This window comes from Actinomadura flavalba DSM 45200, from assembly GCF_000374305.1.
Classification (GTDB): domain Bacteria; phylum Actinomycetota; class Actinomycetes; order Streptosporangiales; family Streptosporangiaceae; genus Spirillospora; species Spirillospora flavalba.
On sequence record NZ_KB894093.1, the window covers coordinates 517,227 to 539,213 of the forward strand.

Genomic DNA, 21,987 nt, shown 5'->3' on the forward strand with positions numbered 1-21,987 from the left:
CTCGTTCTGTCGCGGGGTTGGGGGGTGCGCCGACGCGATCGGCACGGCGCTTACTGTACGCACGTCCCCGCCCGAGCGCCCGCAAACACGGCATATCAGACTCGCCCGGACATGCGAACGGCTCCGGCCCGCGTACCCGCGGACCGGAGCCGTGGCGGACCTCTAGACCGCCTGACGCTTCAGTTTGCGACGCTCCCGCTCGGACAGCCCGCCCCAGATGCCGAAGCGCTCGTCATGCTGGAGCGCGTACTCCAGGCATTCCGCCCGCACTTCGCATGCCCGGCAGACCTTCTTGGCCTCGCGGGTCGAGCCGCCCTTCTCCGGAAAAAACGCCTCCGGGTCGGTCTGAGCGCACAGCGCGCGCTCCTGCCAGCCCAGCTCTTCACCCTCGTCTGTGCCGTGCGCCAGCGGGACGACCACCTCGCTCACAGCGCACCTCCTAGCCCATGGAGCCCCCGGTCAATGCCTTCCTGTAGCTCCGTCCCCCTGAGAAGGCAGCGAACTACACATCTGAAATTACACGCGTGTAGTGCCCGTTCCGTCAAGCGGAACGGCTTTCTGCCGGGACGAACCGGAAGCTTTTCCGCGAGCCGCGCCTGCCTTTGGCGAAGAGATCAGTTAAACGGGGCGTCACTGCGGCGGACGGTTGTCCCGGTACCAGTCGCTCTCGTCACGGCGCTCGCCCTGCTGGCCCTGCTGCTGCCCGTACTGCTGCTGGCCCTGGTTCTGCTCGCCCGAGCCGCCGTAGGCGCGCGTCCACTCGCCCGCGCTCTCGTCCTCGGCCTGCTGGGCGGGCTGCTGGGCCTGCTGGCCCTCCTGCTGGCCGTACGCCTGCTGCCCGTACGCCTGCTGGCCGTACTGCTGCTGCCCGTAGTCGGCCTGCTGGCCCTGCTGCTGCCCGTACTGCTGGCCGTAGTCCTGCTGCTGCGCGGGCTGCTGCCCGTACGCCTGCTGGCCCTGCTGGCCGTACTCCTGGCCCGCCTGCTGACCGTACTGCTGCTGGCCGTACTGCTGGCCGTACGCCTGCTGGCCCTGCTGCTCGTAGCCCTGCTGCTGCCCGTACTGCTGGCCGTAGCCCTGCTGGCCCTGCTGGTAGCCGTAGTCGGGGTAGCCGCCGACCTGGCCCTGCGGCGCCGGCTTCGGCGCGGACGGAAGACCCTGGAACAGCGAGAACGCGTACCAGGCCGCCGCGGCGGCCACGGCGAGCTTGGACGCGCCGTACAGGAACGTGCTCAGCTTCGCCACGCCCGCGCCGGTGCTGCCGCCGCCGATCGTCGGCACGCCGATGTCGGCGAACATGCCCGCCAGCCAGGCCAGCGCGCCCAGCAGCAGGATGCCGCCCAGCACGCCCAGCGCGCCCATGACGATGATCCGCGCGGACTTGGTCGGCGTCGCGCCCCACGTCACCAGCGTGACCGCGAGCGCCAGCAGACCGGCCGTCACGACCTGCGTGAAGAAGCCATCCCCCGTCTCGCTGAACGCCCGGATGGTGAAGTCCCCCCGCCCGAACGCGAGGACGATGAGACCCGCCAGCAGTTGCAGTCCGGCGGCACCCAGCAGAATCCAGGCGGCCGGCTCGCGCAGGCGCTGGACGGCTTCCTTGTTCACGACGATCTCTCCAGACGTTGCGGTCTCGCCCGTCCCGGCGGAAGGGCGCCAGTACTCCAGACGGTTCCCGCCCGCGGGCGGGCGTCACCCCGTCCCGGCGGAAGCGATCTCCGTCGTCGGCGACCGGATGACTGCGTAGAGCTTCGCACATCGCGGTCCCTGACGTCTCTTCCCCCCGCAGGCCCTCATGACGCCCCAAACCCGGCTCCCGCAGGCCACGGGCGCTCTCCGGGCGTTCTAGGGTGGACGCATGAAGATCGTGGCGCCGGCGGGCGGAATCGGCGCGGCCCGCTTCCTGCGCGGGTTGCGGCAGGCCGCACCCGAGGCGGAGATCACCGTCATCGGCAACACCGGCGACGACATCTCCCTGTTCGGGCTGCGCGTCTGCCCCGACCTCGACACGGTGATGTACACGCTCGGCGGCGGCATCAACGAGGAACAGGGCTGGGGCCGCGCCGCCGAGACCTTCACCGTCAAGGAGGAGCTGGCCGCCTACGGGGCCGGGCCGAGCTGGTTCGGGCTCGGCGACCGCGACTTCGCCACCCACATCGTCCGCACGCAGATGCTCGCGGCCGGGTACCGGCTGTCGGCCGTCACCGAGGCGCTGTGCCACCGGTGGGAACCGGGCGTCCGGCTGCTGCCGATGACCGACGACCAGGTCGAGACGCACGTCGTCGTCGACGACCCCGAGCACGGGCGCCGCGCGATCCACTTCCAGGAGTGGTGGGTGCGGCTGCGCGCGTCGCTGCCCGCCGTCGCGATCACCGCGATCGGCGCCGACGACGCCAAGCCCGCGCCCGGCGTGCTCAAGGCCATCGAGACCGCCGACGTCGTGCTGTTCCCGCCGTCCAACCCCGTCGTGAGCATCGGCACGATCCTCGGCGTCCCCGGACTGCGCGAGGCGTTCGCGGCCAAGACGGTCGTCGGGGTCTCCCCCATCATCGGCGCCGCGCCGGTGCGCGGCATGGCCGACGCCTGCCTCACCGCGATCGGCGTCGAGACCACCGCCGAGGCGGTCGGGCGGCACTACGGCGCCGGCCTCCTCGACGGCTGGCTCGTCGCCGAGGAGGACGCCGCCGCCGACGTCCCCGGCGTCACCGTGCGGGCGCGCCCGCTGCTCATGTCCGACGCCGAGAGCACCGCCGCGCTGGCCGGGGCCGCGCTCGACCTCGCCCGCGAGCTGGCATGAACCTCCAGATCTTCGGGATTCCCGGGCTGCCCGAGGTCGTCGCCGGTGACGATCTGGCGGCGCTCGTCCCGCTCGACCTCGTCGAGGACGGGGACGTGCTCGTCGTCACGTCCAAGATCGTCAGCAAGGCCGAGGGGCGGGTGCTGGCCGCCGCCGACCGCGAGAAGGCCATCGACGCCGAGACGGTCCGGCTCGTCGCCCGGCGCGAGCACGCCCGCGGCGTGACGCGCATCGTGGAGACGCGGCAGGGCCTCGTGCTCGCCGCCGCCGGGGTCGACGCGTCCAACACCGAGCCCGGCACCGTCCTGCTGCTCCCCGAAGACCCCGACGCGTCCGCGCGCGCCCTGCGCACCGGGCTGCGCGCCCGGGGCCGCGACGTCGCGGTCATCGTGTCCGACACGTTCGGGCGGCCGTGGCGCAACGGCCTCACCGACGCCGCCATCGGCGTCGCCGGGCTCGACCCGCTCGACGACCTGCGCGGCCGGGCCGACGCGCGCGGCAACGTCCTGGAGGCGACGGTCACCGCCGTCGCCGACGAGATCGCCGCCGCCGCCGAACTGGTCAAGGGCAAGCTCGCCGGGGTTCCCGTCGCGGTCGTGCGGGGCCTCGCGCCGCTCGTCACCGACGCCGACGGGCCGGGCGCGCGGGCGCTGATCCGGCCGCCGCACGAGGACATGTTCCGCCACGGCTCCGCCGACGTCCTCTACGCGCGCCGCACCGTCCGCGAGTTCACCGACGAGCCCGTGGACGGCGCGGCCGTCCGCCGCGCCGTCGCCGCCGCGATCACCGCGCCCGCCCCGCACCACACGACGCCGTGGCGGTTCGTCCTGCTGGAGAGCCCCGAGTCGCGGGTGCGCCTGCTCGACGCCATGCGCGACGCGTGGGAGGCCGACCTGCGCCGCGACGGCTTCTCCGCCGAGTCCATCGCCAAGCGCCTGCGCCGCGGCGACGTCCTGCGCCGCGCGCCGTACCTGGTCGTGCCGTGCCTGGTCATGGACGGCTCGCACCCCTATCCGGACGAACGCCGCGCCTCGGCCGAACGCGAGATGTTCGTCGTCGCCACCGGCGCGGGCGTCCAGAACCTCCTGGTCCAGCTCGCCGTCCAGGGCCTCGGCTCCTGCTGGGTCTCCAGCACGATGTTCTGCCGAGACGTCGTCCGCGACGCCCTCACCCTCCCCCCCGACTGGGACCCGATGGGCACAGTAGGCATAGGCCACGCAGCATCCCCACCCCCCAACCGCCCCCCACGCGACCCCGAAACGTTCCTAGTCACCCGCTGAGAACCACCCATCGTCGCGACCCCCCGTAGGAACGATGGGGACGTGGCGTTCGCGCGGCGTCGTCCGGCCGCTGCGGCGTGTTGCGACCCCTCGTAGGGGCGATGGGGACCTCACGCGGGAGCGCGCGGCCGAACTGCTGGACCGGTTGCGACCTCTCGTAGGGGCGATGGGGACGCGGGTGAAGGTGCAGGTCTACCGGGCGCCGCTGGGGATGTTGCGACTCCTCGTAGGGGCGACGGGGACCGGGTGGGTCCAAGTCAGTGAAAAGCCCGAGCACGTTGCGACCCCTCGTAGGGGCGATGGGGACTGCTGCCGCGCGGGTGCGTGAGCTGGCCGCCGCCGGTTGCGACCCCTCGTAGGGGCGATGGGGACCCGGCCATCTCGACGCGGCGCACGTTGGCGAGGGCCTGTTGCGACCCCTCGTAGGGGCGATGGGGACCCGGCCATCTCGACGCGGCGCACGTTGGCGAGGGCCTGTTGCGACCCCTCGTAGGGGCGATGGGGACTCGCCCCGCAGCAGGCCCTCTACTGCGGCGACGGTTGCGACCCCTCGTAGGGGCGATGGGGACCTCGCCGTCACCGCCCCACCCGATCTGGTCCACCAGTTGCGACCCCTCGTAGGGGCGATGGGGACGTGCGGGTGCGCCGTGGCGCCGATCGTGGGCGACCGGTTGCGACCCCTCGTAGGGGCGATGGGGACCCCACAGTAAAGCCGCAGGTCGGCCAACCGCTAACCCCCGGTTTTTGAAGAGATCTTCAGCGAGCCTCCGGTCGTGTCGTCAACCCCGGCGTGTCGCTGAAACCAAGGCTCAAATCCGTACCCAGCGTACGCCGGTCCCGGCGCGTTCCGCAGCGACCCGGACGCCTCAGACCGAACCGACTCCCGGCCAAAGAACACAGCCGACACCACCTGGTCCAGCGCCGGTCAACCACGCGCAAGGCCACCACAACACGACCCCAGCACGAACGCAGAGAACACCCCGCAACTGCCCAGCAGACCACCAGCCCGCATCGCGCGACCCACAGCCTCGATCGAGACTCACGCCCGCACCACGCACGCCCAGCGCGACGCGCCCCGACCGCAACCACGGGCGATGGGGACACCAAGACCGGCGGCGAGCCGAAGAAGCGCGCCTAGCCGCGACGCCCCTGTTCGGGCTGCCTCCGAGTTCGGTAGGAGTGTTATCCACAGGCAGCGGCGACGGCCGCGCGCGATGCCCTTAACGCGGGAGGATTACGTCAAGGGGGTCCCCATGCGGGTTGCGGACCCCCTTGTCGAGTTGCCTCAAGGCCCTTCGGAAGAAGTTATCCACAGGCTTCGGCAGGGTGCTTCGTTAGGCGTTGGTCAGGGGTAGCGTCCGTCGGGTCGGGCGGCCGAAGTGGCCGATGCCGTCCGTGCGGCGGGACGCCTCCAGGCGTTCCGCCGGGACTTCGCCGTAGAGCGTCGTGCGCTGGCGGGCCGGGCGGCCCGCCGCCGCGGCGATGGCCTCGAGGGAGCTGATGGGCTTGAACGATCCGTTGTCGGAGCCGGCCATGCGGCTGATCGTCTCCTCCATGAGCGTGCCGCCCAGGTCGTTGACACCGCCCTGGAGCACGCGCGTGCACAGTTCGTCGCCGAGTTTCACCCACGAGGTCTGGATGTTGGAGATCGAGCCGTGCAGCAGGATGCGCGCCAGTGCGTGGACGGCGAGGTTCTCGCGCACCGTCGGGCCCGGCCGCGCCAGGCCCGCCAGGTAGATCGGGGAATTGTGATGCACGAACGGCAGCAGCACGAACTCCGAGAAGCCGCCCGTCCGCGCCTGGATCGAGCGCAGCAGCTTCAGGTGCGCCACCCAGTGCGCCGGGGTGTCCACATGGCCGTACATCATCGTCGAGGTCGTCGGCATGCCCAGTTCGTGGGCCGTCGTGACGACCTCCACCCACTGGTCGGCGGGCAGCTTCCCCTTCGTCAGCACCCAGCGCACGTCGTCGTCCAGGATCTCGGCCGCCGTGCCCGGCAGCGAGTCCACGCCGGTGGCCTTCGCCTCCTGCAACCACTCGCGGATCGAAAGGTCCGCGCGCGCGACGCCGTTCACCACCTCCATCGGACTGTAGGAGTGCAGGTGGATGTCCGGCGCGCGGCGCTTCACCTCGCGCGCCAGGTCGAAGTACGCCGTGCCCGGCAGGTCGGGGTGGATGCCGCCCTGCATGCACACCTCGGTCGCGCCCGCCGCCCACGCCTCGTCCACGCGGTCGCCCACCTGTTCCAGCGACAGCGTGTACGCGTCGGCGTCGGTGCGGCGCTGCGCGAACGCGCAGAAGCGGCAGCCGGTGTAGCAGACGTTGGTGAAGTTGATGTTCCGCGTCACCACGTAGGTGACGTCGTCGCCGACCGCGTCGCGGCGCAGGTCGTCGGCGATGCGGGTGAGCGCGTCCAGTTCGGGGCCGTCGGCGTGCAGCAGCGCCAGCGCCTCGTCGTCGGACAGGCCCGCCGGGTCGCGTTCGGCGTGCGCGAGCGCCGTGCGGACGTCGGCGTCGAACCGCGCGGGGGCGCTCATCCGGTCGCGGAGGGCGTCCCAGTCGCCGTACACCTCGTCGAAGTCGTCGCGGCGGTCGCTCGTGCGCCCGGACGTGTCGATCTCCACGTGCAGGTCCGTCCGTCCGGACGCGGCGAAGCCGCCGTCCGGCTCCTGCCACGGGCGGCCCTGCGGCGTCGCGTCCTCGCGGGCCAGGCCGGTGCGGGGGTCGGCGAGCGCGGCGACGTGCGCGTTCAGCCGGGGGTCGAGCCAGGGTTCGCCGCGCCGCACGTACTCGGGGTAGATCGTCAACCGTTCGCGCAGCGTGAAGCCCGCTTCGGCGGTCCGCGCGGCCAGCTCGTCGATCTGCGGCCAGGGCCGCTCGGGGTTGACGTGGTCGGGTGTCAGCGGCGAGACGCCGCCCCAGTCGTCGATGCCGGCGCGCAGCATCAGCGCGTACTCCTCCGCCACCAGGTTCGGCGGTGCCTGCACGCGCGCCTTCGGGCCGAGCACGACGCGCGTCACGGCGATCGTCGCGGCCAGCTCCGCCAGCTCGGCGTCGGGCGTGTTCCGCATCTTGGTGTCGGGCTTGGCGCGGAAGTTCTGCACGATCACCTCCTGGATCGCGCCGTACTCCCGCATCGTCCGCCGGATCTCGAAGATCGCGTCGGCGCGTTCGGCGACGTTCTCCCCGATCCCGATGAGAATGCCCGTCGTGAAGGGGACGTTGGTGCGGCCCGCGTCCTCCAGCACCCGCAGCCGGACGGCCGGGTCCTTGTCGGGCGAGCCGTAGTGCGCGCCGCCCTTCTCGGTGAACAGCCGGGTCGCGGTCGTCTCCAGCATCATGCCCATCGACGGCGCGACGGGCTTGAGCCGCTGGAAGTCCCGCCAGCTCAGCACGCCCGGGTTCAGATGCGGCAGCAGCCCGGTCTCCTCCAGCACCCTGACGGCCATCGCCCGCACGTACGAGAGCGTGTCGTCGTAGCCGTGCGCGTCGAGCCATTCCCGCGCGGGCTTCCACCGGTCCTCGGGCCGGTCGCCCAGGGTGAACAGCGCTTCCTTGCAGCCCATCGCGGCGCCCTGCCGGGCGATCTCCAGCACCTCGTCCGGGGAGAGGTAGGGGGATTCGAGCCGGTGCGGCACGGTCGCGAACGTGCAGTAGCCGCAGCGGTCCCGGCACAGGCGCGTCAGCGGGATGAACACCTTGCGGCTGTAGGTGATGATTCCCGGCCGCCCGGCGGCCTCCAGCCCGGCGTCGCGCGTCCGGGCGGCATAGGTCAGCAGTCGTTCGAGCTGCTCGCCCCGGGCGTGCAGCAGCGTCGTGGCCTCGGATCGGTCCAGGGTCTTACCGTCACGCACGCGGGCGAGCGCCCGACGCATCGCGGACTCCGTCACACCGTTCGGTCGGTCGAGGTCATCCATGCGGGCACCCTATGCCAATCGTCATATTCACGACCGCCCCAGGGTCACTCCCACCCTCCCCAGCCGCCGCGCGACCTCGCTTATTCCCGCGCCGCCCCGTGGTGCGGGGCGGATCAGGGGGTGGGGTCGCGGTGGAGGCCGGGGCGGGAGTGGAGCAGGGTCTCGGCCTGGGCGCGGAGGGCGTCGAGGAGGACGCGGACGGAGGGGCGGACGTCGGAGCCGGAGCGGCGCCAGAGGACCATGCGGCGGTGCAGGGCCGCGTCGGCCAGGTCGCGGACGACGACGCCGTCCGTGCGTTCGGCGAGGGCCAGGTCGGGGACGAGGCAGACCGCGCCGCCGTGGGCGACCACCGCGAGGATGACGAGCAGGTCGTTGGACCGGTGCCGGATGCGGGGCCGGAATCCGCCGAACTCCACGCCCGCGCGTTCCAGCAGGTCGGTGTGGTTCGTACCGACATGGCCGGTGATCCAGTTCTCCCCGGCCAGCTCCGCCATCGCGACGGGCGCGCCGCTCGCCGCGAGCGGATGCCGCTCGGAGAACGCGACCCGCATCGGCTCGGTGATCAGCACCTCCGCGTGCAGCTCGGGACGCTCCGGACGCGGCAGGTGCGAGTACTCGTCGGTGATGACCACGTCGATCTCCTGGGAGACCAGCTCCCGCAGGACGCGGTTGAACTCCTCGTCCACGATCTCCACGGTCAGGTCGGGGTACTCCCGGGCCAGTCCGGGCAGCGCCGGGGCGAGGACGTGCAGCAGCGCCGTCTGGAACCCGGCGACGCGCACGACGCCGCCGACCCGGCCGCTCGCCGCGTGCGCGGCCTCCTCGGCGCGCTCGGCGTCGAGCAGCAGGGCACCCGCCCGCTCGGCCAGCACCTCACCGGCCTCGGTGAGCCGCAACCGGCGGCCGGCCCGCTCGACGAGCGGCACGCCGACCTCGCGCTGCAACTGCGCGAGCTGCTGCGACACCGCCGAGGGGCTGTAGCCGAGCGCTTCGGCGACCGCCCCGGCGGTGCCGCGCTGCTTCAGTTCCCGCAGGACGCGGAGACGACCCAGATCCAACATCGTGAAGCGATCCTTACACATTCGGTGCAGCAAAGGTCGCTGGACCTGAAGAGTCGAGGGCCCCACACTGGACTTACCCGCGGGAAACGACCCCGGGCCCCGGCCAGGGCCCACCGACTTCACCAGGTCAAGGACGGTTCCCCATGTTCACCCTTCTCGCCCTCTTCCTCACCATCGCCCTCTTCGGTGTCCTCGGCCACTTCTTCGGCGCCGACACCCGGGACGGCCGCGACTGGACCCCCAGCGACCACCCCACCCCGCCCGACCTCACCTGGCGCGACGAACGCACCCCCGAGACCACCCCGGCGCGCTCCGACCAACCCGCCCCCGCCCGCGGCCCCCGCCACACCATGGCCCCGGCCCGCTGACCCGCCCAGGTGACACCGAACGCCTGCCGGGCCGCATCCACAAGGCCCACCCGCCGATCCGGCAACTATCCCGAAGCCCACCCACTCCCCGCACCGGCGCCAACGGCCCCGTCCCACCCGAGCCCAGGGACGGGGCCGTTCCGTCAGAGGCGGTAGCCGCCTGCCGCGAAACCGACCCCACGCCCGCCTGGGCGGCCCCGCCGTCCGACGGAGCGATAGCCGCTCACCGCGACGACGACATCGTGCAGCCGATCCTCAGTGGCCCCGCCGTCCGGAGGGACGATGGGCGCCCAACCCAATGCCGACCTCGGGTAACCCGCACAGCGGCCCCGCCGCCAAGAGACGTGACAGCCGCTCACCGCGACGCCACCCTCGCGCAGCCCGCTCTGAGCGGCCTCACCGTCAACAGAAGCGGTAGCCGCTCACCGCGAAAGCGATCTCACGCCCGGCTTGGGCGGCCCCGCCGTCCAGAGCGGTAGCCGCTCGCCTCGGGTGCCGACAGCGTGCAGCCGGTGTTCGGCGGCCTCGCCGTCGAAGAGGCGGTGGGCGAGCACCGCAATGCCTTCCTCGGGCGGTTCGCACGGCCCCGCCGTCGACGGAGGCGGTCGCCGCTCGCCTTCGCTGACCTCGTGCGGTCGGATCTCGGCGGGCGGTGTTAGAAGGAGCGGTAGTCGCGGAGGGGGAGGCGGGGGCCGTGGCGGGGTGGGGTGGGGCCGGTGGTGGTCAGGAGGCGGGTTACGCGGTGGCGGTGGCCGGTGTAGGGCGCGAGGAGGGTGAGCATCTCCGTGTCGTCGATCTTGCGGCCCAGGAGGGTCCAGCCGACGAGGGACGGGAGGTTGTAGTCGCCCAGGGAGAGGGCGTCGGGGTCGCCTGCGGCGCGCTGGCGGATCTCGGCCGACGTCCAGACGCCGATGCCGGGGAGGGAGCGCAGGCGTTCGTCGGCGCAGTCCTCCTCCAGGCGGGACGCGACGCGGGCCGCGCGGACGATCGTCCGGGCGCGGACCGCCTCGGCGCCGGAGCGGTGCCACTCCCAGGACGGGATGCGGGCCCAGACGTCCGGCGGCGGCGGGACGCGCATGCCGGGCGCGCCCGGCGCGGGCGCGCCGAAGCGGCGCAGCAGGTAGCGCCAGGCGCGGAACGCCTCCAGGCCGAGCACCTTCTGCTCCAGGACGGCCGGGACGAGCGCCTCGAACACCCGGTCGGTCCGCCCGATCCGCAGGCCGGGCAACCGCCGCACCGCGTCCGCCACGATCGGGTCGGACGTCACGAGCCCTTCGGGGGCGTCGTCCGCGCCGAGCATCGCGGGAACCCGGTCCAGCAGCCACGCGCCGCCCGGACCCCACGCCGACGTCCGGACGACCCCGGAGCCGTGGGCGATCCGCACCGTCCCGGGCCCGTCGGGCGTGAACGACGCCCGCCACACCGACCCGTCCGCGTCGACGCGGAACGCCGGATCGCCCTTGCCGCGCCGGTGCGGGAACAGCGTCCGCCGGACGTCGAGCGGCCACGGCGGCGCCCACGTCCGCTCCCCCGCGCTCTGACCTCCCGGCACGCGCATCACCGTACGGCGCCCGGCCCCGTGCTCGGGACCGGCGGCCGTCAGGCGTCGGTGGAGAACCGGATGGCGGTCGCGGGCAGGTCGATGCCGGGCCAGACGCGCAGGCCGTCCCGGAGTTCGTTGCCGGGCCCGACGATGGCGCCGTCGCCGAGGATGACGCCGTCGAGGGTGGCGCCGGGCCCGACGCGGGCGCCGCGCGACAGGACCGAGTCGCGGACGGTGGCGCCCTCCGCGACGAACGCGTCGTCGAGCAGGACGCTCCCGACGACGGTCGCCCCGGCCTCCACGACCGCGCCGCGCCCCACCGTCGTGCCGCCGCGCACCACGGCGCCGGGCGCGACGACCGCACGCTCCAGGACGAGCCGCTCCCCGGCGGGCCCCGGCATCGCCGGGGACTCCAGCCGCCCGAGCACCAGGTCGCGCGAGCCCTGCACGAACGCCTCGGGCGTCCCGACGTCGAGCCAGTACGCCGACTCGACGTGCCCCATCACGAGCGCCCCGGACGCGATCAGCCCGGGGAACGTCTCCCGTTCGACGGACACGACCTCGCCCTCGGGGATCGTGTCGATCGCCGCGCGCCGGAACACGTAGCATCCGGCGTTGATCTGGTTGGTGACGGGCCGCGCGGCCTTCTCCAGGAACGCGGTGACGCGCCCCTGCTCGTCCGTCGGCACGACGCCGAACCGGGACGGGTCGGGCACCTCGGTGAGGTGCAGCGTGACCTCGGCCCCGGCGTCCTCGTGCAGTCTCACCTGCGCGGCCACGTCGTGCCCGGACAGGATGTCGCCGTTGAGGATGAGGACGGGGTCGTCGCCGCCGGACCGCAGCGCCGTCGCCGCGTTGCGGATCGCCCCGCCGGTGCCGAGCGGCTCGCGCTCGCTGACGTAGGCGAGTTCGACGCCGTAGGCGCGCGACCCGAACGCGGCCTCGAACATCTCGGCCCGGTACGACGTGGCGAACACGATCCGCTCGACGCCGAGCGCCCCGGCGCGCGCGAGCTGGTGCGCGAGGAACGCGACCCCGGCGGTCGGCAGCAGCGGCTTCGGGGTGGAGATCGTCAGCGGGCGCAGCCGGGTGCCCCGGCCGCCGACGAGGAGAATCGCTTCCAACGGGGGGTTCCTAGCGCTTGCGGGCGTGGACGAGCACGATGCTGCCGCGCTCGTTCGGGGCCCGGCGGTCGGTGAGGGCGACGAGGGGGGCGAGCGGGGCCGCCGCGTTGAAGCCGACCTTGCCGCCGTAGGTGGACAGCGACAGGTAGAGGCGCTCGGCCGCCGGGGTGCGGAACTGGTAGGAGTGGCGGACGAGGTCGAGGCCGCGGGCGTCCAGCAGGGCGCGCAGCGACTCGTGCGTGTAGGTGTGCTGCACGTGGTACTTGGCCTTGTGCGCTTCGCGCAGTTTGGGCCAGGCGTCGGCGCGGGACAGCACGTCGGCGGACATGAAGATCTCGCCGCCGGGCGCGAGGACGCGCGCCATCTCGTCGAGGGACCTGCCGCCGTCGTCGAAGTGCTCGATGGCGCAGACCGACAGGATCGCGTCGAACGCGGCGTCGGCGAACGGGAGCCGCAGCGCGTCGCACTCGATGAGCGCGGGCGCGTGGGCGAGACCCGCGCCGTAGATCATCTTGCCGCGCGCCAGGTCGATCGAGACGGCGTCGGCACCGCGTTTGCGGGTGCGCCCGGCCCAGTAGCCGTCGCCGCCGGCGACGTCGAGGACGCGTTTCCCGCGCAGGTCGCGGCCCATCCAGTCGAGCAGCGTCCCGGCCTCGCGGTACCGGCAGACATGCACCTGGTGCCCCATGAAGGCGACCACATCCGAGAGTTTCATCGTCGACACCCTACCGATGCCGCCCGCGCCCGGCGTTCGCCTACGCTGTGCGGGTGATGTCGAGAGCCGCCCTCGTGCGGGCGCTGCGCCTGCTGCTGATCGTGCTCGCGCTGGTGTTCTGCGTGTGGAGCCTGGCCTCGCAGTGGGACGAGGCGCGGCGCGCGTTCGGCGAACTGTCCTGGCCGGGGCTCGTCGGCGCGTTCGCGTTCGGGGTGGCGGGCCTGGTCGCGTGGACGTTCGGCTGGCGCGCGTTCATGACGGGCCTGGGTTCGCGGCTGCCGATTCCGGCGGCGCTGCGCATCGCGGCGATCTCGGGGCTGGGCAAGTACGTGCCGGGCATGGTGTGGGTCGTCGTCAGCCAGGTCGAGCTGTCGCGCGCGCACCAGGTGCCGCGGGCGCGGAGTTTCAGCGCGTCGGTGCTGGCGGTGGCGACGTCCACGGCGTGCGGGCTGGCGGTGGCGGCGGTGACGCTGCCGCTGACGTCGGCGGCGGCCCGCGCCGAGTACTGGTGGCTGTTCCTGTTCGCGCCGGTGCTGATCGGCTCGCTGTATCCGCCGTTCGTGACGTGGGCCCTGAACACGCTGCTGCGGCTGGCGCGGCAGCGTCCGCTGGAGCACGCGGTGGGGTTCGGCGCGATGGCGCGCGCGGTGGCGTGGACGGTCCTCGGCTGGCTGCTGTTCGGCGGGCACCTGTGGCTGCTGTGCCTGTCGGTGGGCGGCGGGCCGCGCCTGGTGTTCGTCGCGGTCGGCGCGTACGCGCTGGCGTTCGTGGCGGGCCTGCTGGTGTTCATCGCGCCGGGCGGCCTCGGCGCCCGCGAGGCGGTGATGGTGGCGGTGCTGACGCCGGTGCTCCCGGCGGGGGCCCCGATCGTGATCGCGCTGGCGTCGCGGGTGCTGCTGACGCTCGCCGACCTCGCCTACGCGGGCGCGACGCTGCTGCTGGGCCGCCCGCCCCTGACGGCCGGGAACGCGGACGCCGAACCGGAACTCGTCACCGGTACGCCCCCCGGCAAGGAGTGACACGCATGCTCAAGGTTCTCGAACCGCATCTGTGAGCGCGGCGACGTAGGCGTCCCAGAGCGGACCGTGGTCGACGGGCTTGATCGCGGCCCGCAGCCGCTCGGCCTCGCCGGGCGCGTAGAGGCGTTCGAGGGCGGCGGTGAGGGACGCGACGTCGTCCGGCTCGCAGAGCAGGCCGTCCTCGCCGTCGCGGACCTGCCGGGGGAACCCGCCGACGCGCGTGGCGATGACCGGGATGCCGTACTCGTGGGCCATCCAGACGTTCTGCGACGCCGTGGCGGTGCGGTACGGAAGCACCAGCGCGTCGGCGGCGGCGAACAGCTCCGGCACGTCGGCGGCCGGGACGTACCCGGGCCGCAGCTCGACCCGGTCGGCCAGGCCGAGCGACGCGATCAGCGCCCGCGTCTCGTCCAGCCCGCCCCAGAACTCCCCCGCGACGGTGAGCGCGACGTCCGGCGGCCCGGCGGCCAGCGCCCGCAGCAGCACGTCCAGGCCCTTGTAGGGCCGGACGATCCCGAAGAACAGCAGCCGCCGCCGCACCCCGTCCGCCCCGGCGGACGACGCCTTGGGCGACGGCAGGTGCGCGGGCATCTCCGCGACCCGCACCGGCCGCCCCGTCAGCGTCCGCGCCAGCTCGGCCTGGGGCTCGGAGTGGACGAGGACGCCGTCCGTCCGGCGCAGCAGCGCCCGCATGAGCGGCCGGTCGTAGGGCTTGCTCTCGTGCGGGAGGACGTTGTGGCACAGCGCCACCGAAGGCGTCGCCCGCCCGAGGCCGCGCAGGATGCCGAGGTAGGACGGCACCTGCACCGGGCTGAGCACGGCGAGGACGACGAGGTCGGCGGCGCGCAGCGCGCGGCCGGTGCGCCACCAGCCGTCGGGGCGGCGCCAGTCGAGCGCGCGCCGCGTCGGCTCGAACGGCTCGCCCTCGGGGGCGTCGATCGTCTGCTGCCCGGGGTACAGGAACGACGGGTACTGCGCGCGCCACGACTCGATGACGACGGAGTGCCCCGCCGCCGCCAGCCGGTGCGCCAGCTCGGTGGTGTGGTGGGCGCCGCCGCCCTTGTAGGGGAACGCCGGGCCGACGATCGCGACGCGCATGCTAGACGTCGCCGCGTGATCGGACGATGAGGTCGGCGAGCAGCGCCAGCGACGCGATGATCAACCCAGACACGAAGATCATGATCGTGTTGTTCGCGAAGTACGCGAAGTTGATCACGTTGTCGTAGATGCCCTTCACGAACCCGACGAGCAGCAGCGTCAGCGCCAGCGGCATGAGCACCTTGAGCGGGTTGAAGTACATCACCATGCGCAGCACCTGGAGGATGTACCGGTAGGCGTCCTTGGTGAAGTGGAACTTCGACTTGCCCGCCCGCTTGGCGTACTCGATCGGCACGTACCGGACCGGGTGCTGGTTCGACAGGAACGCGATCGTGATCGTCGTGACGCAGGAGAACCCGGGCGGCAGCAGCCGCAGGTACGGCAGCGACACCGACCGGCGGAACGCGCGCAGCCCCGAGTTCAGGTCGGGGATCTTGGAGTTGGTGAGCCGCTCGGCGGTCTTGCGGATGAACCACTTGGCGGGCACCCGCAGGACCTTGTGCGTGCCCTCCTCGGTGCGCCGCGCCCCGACGACCTGGTCGACGGACGGGTCGGTGTCGAGGATCTCCACGAACTCGGGGATGCGCTCGTTGGGGTAGCTCATGTCGGCGTCGGTCCACACGACGATCTCGCCGCGCGCCTGCTGGCTGCCGATGCGCCGGACGGTGCCCGACCCGCTGTTGTGCTGGAAGGCGACGACGCGCATGTTCGGGAAGCGCGGCGCGGCCTCGCGGAGGCGGGCGAGCGTCTCGTCGGTGGAGCGGTCGTCGACGGCGAGCAGCTCGTAGGTCTTGCCGGAGGCGTCCATCGCGGCGCAGATGCGCTCGACCTCGGCGATGACGTGGTCCTGCTCGTTGTAGCACGGCAGCACGATCGTCACGTGCACGCCGGAACCGTCGGCGAAGCCCTCCGGCGACGGGTCGGGCGTGATCTCGGGCACGGGTTCGGTCTCGGTGACCGTCGCGGGCGCGGTCACGGTCTCGGTCGCGGATTCGGTGCTCACGCAGCGCGAGGATACCGGTCCCGCTCTACTTACGGGTGATCCGCCAGGTCAGGGACGCGCGGGCTCGCTGATCCAGACGTTGCCGCCGAGGCCCCAGGTGGACGTCGGCGGGGTGGTCAGCGTGCGGCCGTCCTGGCGCGAGTCCAGGCGCATGATCTGCACCGGGGTGCCGTACGGGGCGACCTGCCGGGCCTCCTCGCCGAGGATGACGGGACGGCGCCCGGCCGCCCAGACCCTCTCGGCGAGGAGGCGGACGTCGCCGTAGCTGAGACCGCCCGCGACGCGGGCGGCGGGCAGGCCGCACATGCCGCGGATGACCTGGAGGTAGCGGTTGGCGGCGGTGCCGCTGACGACGATGACCGACCGGCCCGCGCCGCCCAGCCCTGCGCACATCCTGTTCAGTGCCGCCAGCTCCCCCTTCTCGGTGGTCTTCGTGGCGACACCGGCGGAGGCGAGCGGGAGGGGGACGAGCAGGACGAGCGCGGTGACGACGGCGACGACCCGGACCGTCCACGGCCCGTATCCGGCCCGCCGGACGCGCCGCATCCCCCACGCCGCCGCCCACAGCCCGAGCAGGATCGCGCCGGGGATCACGACGCCGAGCAGCCGCCGCGACGCCCACGGATGGTCGGGGGTGATGGCGGGCCGCAGCAGGGTCGTGAACGTGACGAAGGCGATGAGGGCGAACGGCAGCAGCCATTCGGGGGCGTCGCCGCGCAGCAGCCGCCGGGCGAGCAGCGCGGCGCCGACGACGGCGAGCAGCGTGAGCGGAATGCCCAGGTACCAGACGACCCAGTGCAGCGACAGTTCGGAGTACTGGCGCGCCCCGTCGATCGGCAGGCCCTCGGAGCGCTGGACCTGCTCGATGAACTGGGCGTTGGACTGGTCGTCGGGGGTGCGGGGGACGCGCCGGACGGTCTGGAACAGCGGGCGCGCGGCGAACGCGGCGGCGGCGAGCACCGTCAGCGCCGCGGCGACGGCGGGCAGCGGCCCGCGCGCGACGGCCGCTCCGGCCCGTCCCAGCCCGGCGCGGGTGCGGGACCATCGCAGCAGCGCGATGAGCAGCGCGGTCGCGGCGATGAGGACGGCGACCAGCAGCAGCAGCGGGTCGAGCGAGGCGTTCAGGTAGCGCAGGTAGGGGCGCGACAGCAGGAAGCCCTCGGCGAGCCCGGCTCCGGCGCCGAGGGTGAGCCCGGCGGCCAGCGGCGCGCCGGACGGGCGGCGCAGCCCGATGTACAGGCCCGCGACGGCGATGACGGGCAGCAGGTCGCGCAGCGCGTCGATGCGGACGAGCAGGATGAGCCCGAGCGCGAGCCCGCCGAGGAACGCGCGCGGGACGGCGCGTCCGTGCCGGGCGTCGTGCAGCAGCGCGAGCCCGCCGAGCAGCAGCACGAGCGCGGGAAGTTCGCTGTAGGTGGACCGGGACGCCCAGATCATCGGCAGTGTCAGCGCGAGCGCGAGCGCCCCGGCGGGTGCCCAGCGGGGGCCGATCAGCCGGGCGGTGAGCCCGCCGAACGCCAGCACGGCGCAGGCGCCGAGGACGGGCGCGATCAGCAGCCCGCCCTTGACGCCGCCGATCCAGACGCCGAGCGTGATGAGCAGCGGCAGCCCGGCCATGAACTGCGGCGTGATGACGTCGTCGGAGGTGTAGGAGTAGAAGGCGGGGCTGTTGAACCGCAGGTGCGGGTCGGGGCCGCCGAACGCCCACTCCATGCGCGGGATGGGCAGCGAGCCGTGGTCGGCGAGCCAGATGCCGAACTGCATGTACGACGCCGGGTCGCGCCTGACCATGAGCTGCTCGGACGCCATCGCGATCTGCACGCCGAGGAAGACCAGGGCGACGCCGAGGACGCCGAGCGCCGACCACCACGGCACGGGCCGCACGTCCTCGTCCGGCGCGGCGCGGCGCAGGCCGACCCACAGGACGAGCACCGCGACGGGGACGAACAGGATGATCGCGGGTCCGGGCCGGAGCATCCCCGCGAAGAGCAGCGGCAGCGCGACCGCGAACCAGGCGACGATGAGCAGCGCGGGGGCGATGGTGAGCCGCGCGAGCAGCCGTCCGGCGCTCACATTTCCCCCCGGGGGTTGGCGTCGTGTTCGGGCGCGGGGCGGGGCCGCCGCGACGCCCTTTTTCCGGCCCGTCGTCCCGGCCTGGGAGCGGGTCCGGCCGCCGGTGGCGAGGCCGTCCGCGCAGGTCGGACGGGTCGCCCGGCGACCGGGCGTTCGATCGGCTGCTGATCGTAGTTCGCGCCGGTGACCTGCCGCAAGCGCGGAAGATCACCGGCGGGCGGGGCCGCGGCCCGTACGCTTCGGCCATGACCGACCCATCGACGCACGCGTCCCGCCTGCCCGCCGACCTGCTGCGCGCCCGGGTCGCGGCCGATCCGTCCCGGCCGCTGGTGACGTTCTACGACGACGCGACCGGCGAGCGCGTCGAGCTGTCCGCGCGCACGTTCGACAACTGGGTCGCCAAGACCGCGAACCTGCTGGTGGACGAGCTGGACGCGGGCCCGGACGGCGTCCGCCGCGCGGTGCTGGTGCTGCCGCAGCACTGGCAGACGGCGGCGTGGCTGATGGCGTGCTGGGCGGCCGGGGTCGAGACCGAGGTCGTGGACCCGTCGGCGATCCGGTCCGGGGACGGCACGGGCGAACCGCGGCCGTCCGCCGAGCCGTACCTGCTGGCGGTGGCGGAGGAGGTGCTGGACGTGGTGCTCGGCGGGGAACTGGCCCGGCAGGCCGACGCGATCGTGGGGCTGTCGCTGCACGCGCTCGGCGGCCCGCTGGCGGACGCGCCGCCGGACGTCACCGACTACGCGCTGGAGGTCCGCTCGCACGGGGACCGGTTCGCGCCACCGCCCGGGGTTGCCGCCGACGACCCCGCGCTTACTGTGACAAAGGTCACACTGAACTTCGCCGGACTGGTCCGGGCGGCGGGGGAATCCGCTGACAAATGGGGGTTCGACTCCTCTGACCGGGTGCTGGTTGCCATGCCCTTCGCCACACTCGACGGGGTTCTTGCGGGCCTTCTGGCCCCACTAGTCTCAGGAGCTTCCGTCATAATCCAACGGAACTTCGACAAAACGCAGATGGAGCGCCGCCTGGCCCTGGAGCATGTGACGGCGGTCGCCGGACTCCCCGGACGCGATGACGCATCCGGGTCCGTACGGCGGCTCGCCTGACCTACGCTCAGACTCCCCGACCCCCGGACGCGGGCCTGTCCCTCTCGGAGCCGATGAACAACGACCCGATGTACATGGAGTACGTCGACGACGCCGACGAACAACCGGCGCGTCGACGTGGCTGGCGCGTCCTCGGCTGGGTGTCCGTCGGCGTGTCGGCCGTGATGGTCGCCGGTGCGCTGACGTCCTACGGCGTCTACCGCAACGCCCTGAGCAACATGGCCAAGGAGGACGTCAACGCGGCCATCGGCCCGAACCGCCCGAAGAAGCTCAACAGCGCGATGAACATCCTGATCATCGGATCGGACACGCGCGAGGGCTCCAACGCCAAGTACGGGCGGCGGATGCAGAACGAGCTGCCGCGCTCGGACACGATGATCCTGCTGCACCTGTCGCCCGGCGGCGGCTCGGCGCTCGGCATCACGTTCCCGCGCGACCTGATGGTCCCGCTGCCGTCCTGCCGCACCCGTGACGGCGGACGGTCCGCGCCGCAGTCCCGCGGCCAGATCAACTCCACGTTCACCACGGGCGGCGCGTCCTGCGTCATCCGCACGATCGAGTCGATCAGCCAGATCAAGATCGACCACTTCGTCGAGATCAACTTCACCGGCGTCAAGCAGATCACCAGCGCCATCGGCGGCGTGCCCGTCTGCCTGCCCAAGCCCGTCAACGACTCCAAGGCCAAGCTGCGGCTCCCGGCCGGCAAGCAGGTGCTCAAGGGCGAGAAGGCGCTCGGCTACGTCCGGCTGCGCTACGGCCTCGGCGACGGCTCCGACACCGACCGCATCAAGCGGCAGCAGCGGTTCATCGGCGCGCTCGCCAACAAGACGCTGAGCAAGGGGACGCTGAGCAACCCGTCCAAGATGCTCCCGCTGATCAACGCCGTGTCCAAGTCGATCAAGACCGACACCGAGCTGACGCCCGACGTGATGGTGCAGCTCGCGGGCAGCATGCAGGGCATCAGCTCCGGCAAGATCCGGTTCGTGACGGCGCCGTCCGGTCCCGACCCGATGGACACCAACCGCGTCGCGCTCACCCAGGACGCCGATCCGTTCTTCAGCTCGGTGCGCAACGACAAGACGCCGCCGGCCGAGACCAAGCCCGGCTCCAAGACCACGCCGAAGATCCCCGCCACGCAGGTCCGCGTCCGCGTCTACAACGGCAGCGGCATCAACGGCCAGGCGGGACGGGTCATGCGCGAGCTGGAGGCCCGCGGCTTCCAGGTGGAACTCGGCGGCAATGCGACGTCCGCCACACCGGCCACGAAGGTCATGTACGGTGCTGGAGCGGACCAGCACGCGCTGACGCTGAACGGCATCATCCCGGACGCCAAGCCGCCCGTCGAGCGGGCCAACGGCGTTCCCGGAAAGGTCGACCTCGTCATCGGCCGGGACTGGCCGGGGCTGAAGAACAGCCAGGCCGGGATTCCCAAGCAGAAGGGCGAGGTCCGGGCCGACGACGACATCTGCAAGGAGGCATGACCCGCGGCGCGTCCCGGGGTGACACCGGGGAGGGCGGCGCGGCGACGGCCGTAACGCACCAGGAGACCAGGCTCCCCGCGCCATGAGCTACGACATCAGGCCACCGGCCGTCCCGCAGCCCAGCCCGTCCTGGCCCGGGGAGACGGCCGCGGCGCCGCGGCCCGCCGAGCCCGAGCCGGCCCCGCAGCCCGCGCCGCGCCGCGAACGCGACCCGTTCTTCGACAACGCGAAGTTCCTGGCGATCCTGCTGGTCGTGGTGGGGCACTCGCTGGCGAACCTGCTGGACGTCCCGCTCGCCAACGGCATGTACACGTTCATCTACATGTTCCACATGCCGATGTTCATCGTGGTCACCGGCTACTTCTCGCGGAACTGGACGTTCTCCGGCGGCAAGGCCCGCAAGCTCATCACCAACGTCGGCGTCCCGTACGTGATCTTCGAGGTGGCGTACTCGCTGTTCGACTGGCTGGCGGGGCGCAACGCGCTGGAGATCAGCCTGCTCGACCCGTACTTCCTCACCTGGTTCCTGTGCGCGCTGTTCATGTGGCGGCTGTCCACGCCGGTGTGGCAGCAGATCCGGTGGCCGCTGGCGGTGGCGCTGGTGTTCTCGCTGCTGTCGTACATGAGCCCGCTCGGCGGCACGTTCGACATCCACCGCGTCCTCGGCCTGCTGCCGTTCTACGTGCTCGGCCTGATGCTGCGGCCCGACCACTTCGAGCTGCTGAAGCGGCCGTCGGCGCGGGTGATCGGCATCGCGGTGATGATCACCGGGTTCGCGGTGGCGTGGTTCGCCAAGGACCGCATGTCCCGCGCCTGGATCTACTGGAAGAACCCGCACTCGCACTTCAACGTCGACAACCTGACCGGCACCGGGATGCGGCTCGGGATGATGGTGTGCGCGGTGGTGCTGGTCGCGGCGTTCCTGACGCTGGTGCCCAAGCGCCGCACGTGGTTCACCGCGCTCGGCGCGACGACGCTGTACGCGTACCTGCTGCACGGGTTCGTGACGCGGCTGCTGAAGTTCACCGGCTGGTGGGGCGCCGACTGGATGCACACGGTGCCGGGCGTGCTGGCGGTGTCGGCGGGGGCGCTGGTCGTCGCGACGTTCCTGTGCTCGCGGATCGTCGTGCGGTCGATGAGCTGGGCGCTGGAGCCGAGGGTGCCGTGGGCGTTCACGGGGTTGCGGCGGCCCGCGCAGAAGGTCACCGGGAAGCACGCGCCGGGCAAGGAGCGGGTGAACGCCTGATCGGCCGTTCTCCCGTTTCGCGCGAGTTGTTCGTTTAGTTACAACTCGGCGTCGGTGACCATGGCGCGATCCGGCCAGCCGATAGCATCGGCGGGCGCCTTGGAGCAGGCGAGCGCGCACGAGAGGCCCTGGACGCCGGAGACCGTGCGCAAT

At 72.7% G+C, this 21,987-nt stretch carries 17 protein-coding genes and 1 CRISPR repeat array; of the genes, 7 read left to right on the forward strand and 10 right to left on the reverse strand.

What is annotated here, in order from left to right; genetic code table 11:
• Positions 1-162: 162 nt before the first annotated feature.
• The gene (locus C229_RS0102295) at positions 163-429 is read right to left on the reverse strand and encodes a WhiB family transcriptional regulator (RefSeq protein ID WP_018653460.1); all 267 of its coding nucleotides are present in this window, start codon (positions 427-429) and stop codon (positions 163-165) included.
• A gap of 201 nt (positions 430-630) precedes the next feature.
• Entirely contained in the window at positions 631-1,608 is a 978-nt protein-coding gene (locus tag C229_RS34810) for a hypothetical protein (protein ID WP_026313379.1), read from the reverse strand.
• 250 nt (positions 1,609-1,858) lie between these two features.
• Here C229_RS34810 and cofD point away from each other — a divergent pair, with 250 nt between their 5' ends.
• Positions 1,859-2,797 carry a 2-phospho-L-lactate transferase gene (gene cofD / locus C229_RS0102305; RefSeq protein WP_018653461.1) on the forward strand — a complete coding sequence of 313 codons (939 nt, stop codon included), beginning with the start codon at positions 1,859-1,861 and terminating at the stop codon, positions 2,795-2,797.
• Entirely contained in the window at positions 2,794-4,077 is a 1,284-nt protein-coding gene (locus C229_RS0102310; RefSeq protein WP_018653462.1) for a coenzyme F420-0:L-glutamate ligase, read from the forward strand. The genes cofD and C229_RS0102310 overlap by 4 nt, the downstream gene beginning before the upstream one ends.
• A gap of 12 nt (positions 4,078-4,089) precedes the next feature.
• Positions 4,090-4,777: a CRISPR direct-repeat array (repeat unit 30 nt; unit sequence GTTGCGACCCCTCGTAGGGGCGATGGGGAC).
• 634 nt (positions 4,778-5,411) lie between these two features.
• Here C229_RS0102310 and C229_RS0102315 read toward each other — a convergent pair.
• Together C229_RS0102315 and C229_RS0102320 are read right to left on the reverse strand one after the other, a co-directional pair.
• On the reverse strand, positions 5,412-7,994 hold the full coding sequence (locus C229_RS0102315; protein WP_018653463.1) for a bifunctional FO biosynthesis protein CofGH: 2,583 nt from the start codon (positions 7,992-7,994) through the stop codon (positions 5,412-5,414).
• A gap of 113 nt (positions 7,995-8,107) precedes the next feature.
• The gene (locus tag C229_RS0102320; protein WP_018653464.1) at positions 8,108-9,055 is read right to left on the reverse strand and encodes a LysR family transcriptional regulator; all 948 of its coding nucleotides are present in this window, start codon (positions 9,053-9,055) and stop codon (positions 8,108-8,110) included.
• 143 nt (positions 9,056-9,198) lie between these two features.
• Here C229_RS0102320 and C229_RS0102325 point away from each other — a divergent pair, with 143 nt between their 5' ends.
• A complete protein-coding gene (locus C229_RS0102325) occupies positions 9,199-9,423 on the forward strand; it encodes a hypothetical protein (RefSeq protein WP_018653465.1) in 225 nt (74 codons plus the stop codon).
• 655 nt (positions 9,424-10,078) lie between these two features.
• On the opposite strand, the gene C229_RS0102330 is transcribed toward C229_RS0102325, so the two are convergent.
• The 3 genes from C229_RS0102330 to C229_RS0102340 are packed head-to-tail and all read right to left on the reverse strand — an operon-like array spanning position 10,079 to position 12,805.
• Entirely contained in the window at positions 10,079-10,981 is a 903-nt protein-coding gene (locus C229_RS0102330) for a DNA-3-methyladenine glycosylase family protein (RefSeq protein ID WP_018653466.1), read from the reverse strand.
• 41 nt (positions 10,982-11,022) lie between these two features.
• Positions 11,023-12,090, reverse strand: coding sequence for a mannose-1-phosphate guanylyltransferase (manB, locus tag C229_RS0102335; protein ID WP_018653467.1), 1,068 nt, complete (start codon positions 12,088-12,090; stop codon positions 11,023-11,025).
• A 10-nt stretch (positions 12,091-12,100) separates the two neighbouring features.
• Entirely contained in the window at positions 12,101-12,805 is a 705-nt protein-coding gene (locus C229_RS0102340; RefSeq protein ID WP_155884552.1) for a class I SAM-dependent methyltransferase, read from the reverse strand.
• 56 nt (positions 12,806-12,861) lie between these two features.
• Here C229_RS0102340 and C229_RS29120 point away from each other — a divergent pair, with 56 nt between their 5' ends.
• Positions 12,862-13,824, forward strand: a complete 963-nt coding sequence (locus C229_RS29120; protein WP_240487054.1) for a lysylphosphatidylglycerol synthase domain-containing protein — start codon at positions 12,862-12,864, stop codon at positions 13,822-13,824.
• Positions 13,825-13,833: 9 nt separating this feature from the next.
• On the opposite strand, the gene C229_RS0102350 is transcribed toward C229_RS29120, so the two are convergent.
• From C229_RS0102350 to C229_RS0102360, 3 genes are read right to left on the reverse strand one after another with little or no spacing between them, the layout of a single operon-like run.
• Positions 13,834-14,922: a glycosyltransferase family 4 protein gene (locus C229_RS0102350; protein WP_018653470.1), complete on the reverse strand. Its 1,089-nt coding sequence runs from the start codon at positions 14,920-14,922 to the stop codon at positions 13,834-13,836.
• A gap of 1 nt (position 14,923) precedes the next feature.
• Complete coding sequence (locus tag C229_RS0102355; RefSeq protein WP_018653471.1) at positions 14,924-15,925, reverse strand: glycosyltransferase family 2 protein; 1,002 nt, start codon at positions 15,923-15,925, stop codon at positions 14,924-14,926.
• A gap of 48 nt (positions 15,926-15,973) precedes the next feature.
• A complete protein-coding gene (locus tag C229_RS0102360; RefSeq protein WP_018653472.1) occupies positions 15,974-17,998 on the reverse strand; it encodes a hypothetical protein in 2,025 nt (674 codons plus the stop codon).
• A 245-nt stretch (positions 17,999-18,243) separates the two neighbouring features.
• On the opposite strand from C229_RS0102360, the gene C229_RS0102365 reads away from it, so the two are divergent.
• The 3 genes from C229_RS0102365 to C229_RS0102375 all read left to right on the forward strand — a co-directional run bounded on the left by C229_RS0102365 (position 18,244) and on the right by C229_RS0102375 (position 21,834).
• On the forward strand, positions 18,244-19,107 hold the full coding sequence (locus tag C229_RS0102365) for a TIGR03089 family protein (protein ID WP_018653473.1): 864 nt from the start codon (positions 18,244-18,246) through the stop codon (positions 19,105-19,107).
• A 53-nt stretch (positions 19,108-19,160) separates the two neighbouring features.
• The gene (locus C229_RS0102370) at positions 19,161-20,588 is read left to right on the forward strand and encodes an LCP family protein (RefSeq protein ID WP_018653474.1); all 1,428 of its coding nucleotides are present in this window, start codon (positions 19,161-19,163) and stop codon (positions 20,586-20,588) included.
• A gap of 82 nt (positions 20,589-20,670) precedes the next feature.
• Entirely contained in the window at positions 20,671-21,834 is a 1,164-nt protein-coding gene (locus tag C229_RS0102375; RefSeq protein WP_018653475.1) for an acyltransferase family protein, read from the forward strand.
• Positions 21,835-21,987: the final 153 nt, after the last annotated feature.